This window comes from Psychromonas sp., from assembly GCF_983033635.1.
The window spans coordinates 1-3,196 of the sequence record NZ_CEZLMY010000270.1; the positions used below are offsets into that span (position 1 = coordinate 1).

The 3,196-nt window shown below is 40.9% G+C and carries 5 protein-coding genes; 2 read left to right on the forward strand and 3 right to left on the reverse strand.

Annotated elements, in window-relative coordinates; translation table 11 throughout:
- A partial coding sequence (locus tag AC4GME_RS18315; protein WP_490379993.1) for a MutS N-terminal domain-containing protein occupies positions 1-393 on the reverse strand: 393 nt, incomplete at its 3' end.
- A 41-nt stretch (positions 394-434) separates the two neighbouring features.
- Between AC4GME_RS18315 and AC4GME_RS18320 the strand changes: the two genes are divergently transcribed.
- The gene (locus tag AC4GME_RS18320) at positions 435-923 is read left to right on the forward strand and encodes a CinA family protein (RefSeq protein WP_490376354.1); all 489 of its coding nucleotides are present in this window, start codon (positions 435-437) and stop codon (positions 921-923) included.
- 89 nt (positions 924-1,012) lie between these two features.
- Positions 1,013-2,053: a recombinase RecA gene (recA, locus tag AC4GME_RS18325; protein WP_490376353.1), complete on the forward strand. Its 1,041-nt coding sequence runs from the start codon at positions 1,013-1,015 to the stop codon at positions 2,051-2,053.
- A gap of 100 nt (positions 2,054-2,153) precedes the next feature.
- On the opposite strand, the gene AC4GME_RS18330 is transcribed toward recA, so the two are convergent.
- Together AC4GME_RS18330 and AC4GME_RS18335 are read right to left on the reverse strand one after the other, a co-directional pair.
- A complete protein-coding gene (locus tag AC4GME_RS18330) occupies positions 2,154-2,471 on the reverse strand; it encodes an AzlD domain-containing protein (RefSeq protein WP_490376352.1) in 318 nt (105 codons plus the stop codon).
- Positions 2,464-3,196, reverse strand: a 733-nt coding sequence (locus AC4GME_RS18335; RefSeq protein ID WP_490379994.1) for an AzlC family ABC transporter permease, incomplete at its 5' end; no start/stop codon positions are given. The genes AC4GME_RS18335 and AC4GME_RS18330, both read right to left, overlap by 8 nt.

Consider the following 3,196-nt stretch of genomic DNA (forward strand, 5'->3'; position numbering starts at 1 on the left):
ATCCTGACGATCGTCAAGTAACGCTTCATCGGTGATTGTACCCGGGGTGATAATGCGCACAATTTTTCGCTCAACAGGTCCTTTTGAGGTAGCCGGATCACCAATTTGCTCACAAATTGCAATCGATTCTCCCATCTCAATCAATTTTGCTAAATAACCCTCTACACTATGGTAAGGCACGCCGGCCATTGGAATGGCATTTCCTCCCGTTTTACCACGTTGTGTTAGGGATATTCCAAGTAGCTGTGAAGCTTTACGCGCATCATCAAAAAACAGTTCATAAAAATCACCCATACGGTAAAACAGTAGGGTGTCGGGTACTTCGCTTTTGATGGTTAAAAATTGTTGCATCATTGGCGTATGTAGTTTTAACTCTTGCGCTGTTGGCTTCATAACGAATACACTTAATCAAAATATTAAAGGTGGAAAAATTTATGTTCACTGAAAAAACCGTTCAAGAATTAGCGCAAGTCTTAGGTGAAAAACTAACGAAAGCGGGGCTGGTTGTTGCAACTGCCGAATCCTGTACGGGTGGAGGAGTAGCATACGCTATTACTGAAATTTCTGGAAGTTCGCAGTGGTTTGATCGTAGCTTTGTTACCTATAGTAATGATGCCAAAACTCAGATGCTTGCTGTTGACAAAGAAGTTATTGAACAATTTGGTGCGGTCTCTGAGCCTGTTGCAGGGCAGATGGCGATTGGTGCTGTAAAAAATTCAGATGCTGATATTGCTGTGGCCATCAGTGGCATTGCAGGACCCGAAGGCGGTACACTTGAAAAACCTGTTGGGACTGTTTGTATCTCTTGGTATAACGCGCATTCAGGCAGTAAAACAGCGAGTTATCTATTTGTTGGTGATCGCTCAGATGTGCGCACTCAAGCGATACGCCTTGCGCTGCTTGGATTGATTGAAATTATTTAAAATAAAAACAGAAAAAAACTTGATACTGTGCAAATCAACAGTATACTGTTTGTGTATACAGTATGTAATAAATTTTATTTGGAGAGAACATGAGTCAGGATAAAAACAAAGATAAAGCATTAGCTGCGGCACTTGGTCAAATTGAAAAACAATTTGGTAAAGGCTCTATCATGCGTTTGGGTGACGCTTCTGCTTCGATGCTGGAAATTGAATCTGTTTCAACTGGCTCACTCAGTTTGGATGTTGCGCTGGGCATAGGTGGTTTGCCATTTGGCCGTGTTGTTGAAATTTACGGTCCGGAAAGTTCCGGTAAAACAACCTTAACATTACAAGTTATTGCTGAAGCACAAAAGATGGGTAAAACCTGTGCCTTTATTGATGCCGAGCATGCACTTGATCCTCTCTATGCTAAAAAATTAGGTGTTGATACGGATAACTTACTTATTTCGCAGCCTGATACAGGCGAACAAGCGTTAGAGATTTGTGACATGCTCGTACGCTCTGGTGCGGTTAATGTGGTAATTATTGACTCGGTTGCCGCATTAACACCAAAAGCAGAGATTGAAGGCGATATGGGTGACTCGCATATGGGGCTGCAAGCGCGTTTAATGTCACAAGCCCTGCGTAAATTAACGGGTAATATCAAACAAACTAACTGTTTAGTTATTTTTATTAACCAAATTCGTATGAAAATCGGGGTGATGTTTGGTAATCCAGAAACAACAACGGGTGGTAATGCGCTCAAATTCTACGCTTCTGTTCGTTTAGATATTCGCCGCATCGGTGCGATTAAAAATGGCGATGAAATTGTTGGTAATGAAACGCGTGTTAAAGTAGTTAAAAATAAAGTTTCACCACCGTTTAAACAAGCTGAATTCCAAATCCTTTATGGTGAAGGTATTAACCACTTTGGTGAGTTAATCGATCTTGGTGTGAAGCAGGATTTCGTTGAAAAAGCGGGTTCATGGTACTCATACAATGGCGCAAAAATTGGTCAGGGTAAGAGCAATGCAAGCAAGTATCTGCAAGAGAACCCGGCATTAGCAGAAGAGCTAGAAGCTAAAATTCGCGAATCTTTATTGCCTAAAGATGAGCCTGTAGAAGAAAAAACGGTAGCTGCAGAAGTCTAAAATAAACTCTCGTTTATTAACAAGGCGTGAATATTCACGCCTTGAACATTTTAAAAAGCATAAGAAATAGCAGCAATATTTAGCAACTGGTTATTTACAATCACATCAACATCCACTTCAAAAACAGAAAAAACAACATACCCAAGCCGATGGTTTTTAGCAGACTCTTGCTGACTAAAGCTACCGCTAATGAAAATAGCGCTGCAATCAGATAAACATTAGTTAAGCTAAAATCTAAGCTACCTTGAGGCATAGTCACTGAGGGCACTATGATTGCGGTGAGCACGGCCGGGGGGACAAATTTTAATGCTTTTTCCATCCAGTTTGGAAAAGAGAGTTTGCCAGCAAAGGCAAACATCACAAAACGAATAGCAAAAGTAACAACAAACATGCCGAAAATAAGATAAAACTCATTCATAAGAAAGCTCCTTTTTAGAAAGTTGTATTATTGTTAATCCAACCGCTACGCCGATAGTCGCACTGATAATTAATCCCAGCTTATTAGGCAGAGGAGCGAAAACAACAGAGCTTAAACCTGCACTGATAATCGCAGAAATCATTGCTTTACTATTCATGTAGGGCACAACCATACCGATAAAAGTAACCGACATCGCAAACTCTAATCCCCAACTACTCATATCCGGAATCAGATTACCAAGTAAAAGACCAACAATAGTGAAACTGACCCAGGTGCAATAAAAAGTAAGCATTGACCCCAGATAAAAGTAGTGTGCTTGAGAATGATCTTTTTGCTGATAACGCTGACTCATATTTGCAAAAGTTTCATCGGTGAGACCGAATGCAAGCAGCGCCCGTAAAGATAACGGCAGGTGCTTAACATACTCAACAAGTGCGGTTGCATAAAGCAGATGACGTAAATTAACCACAAATGTGGTGAGAATAATAATCTCTAATGGTGCTTGTACTGCAATTAAAGCCAGCACAATAAACTGCGCTGAACCTGCAAACACAATAACTGACATGGCGACCGTTGCGAGCGCGGATAGGCCACTGTTTGGCGCTAGCGTGCCGAATAATATGGCAAACGGAATTGCCCCGATAATTAATGGTAATGAAGCTTTCGCTCCACCGAGAAACTCCGATTTTTTGATTGCAGTAAACATCTTATTTATGCCTTTGTAA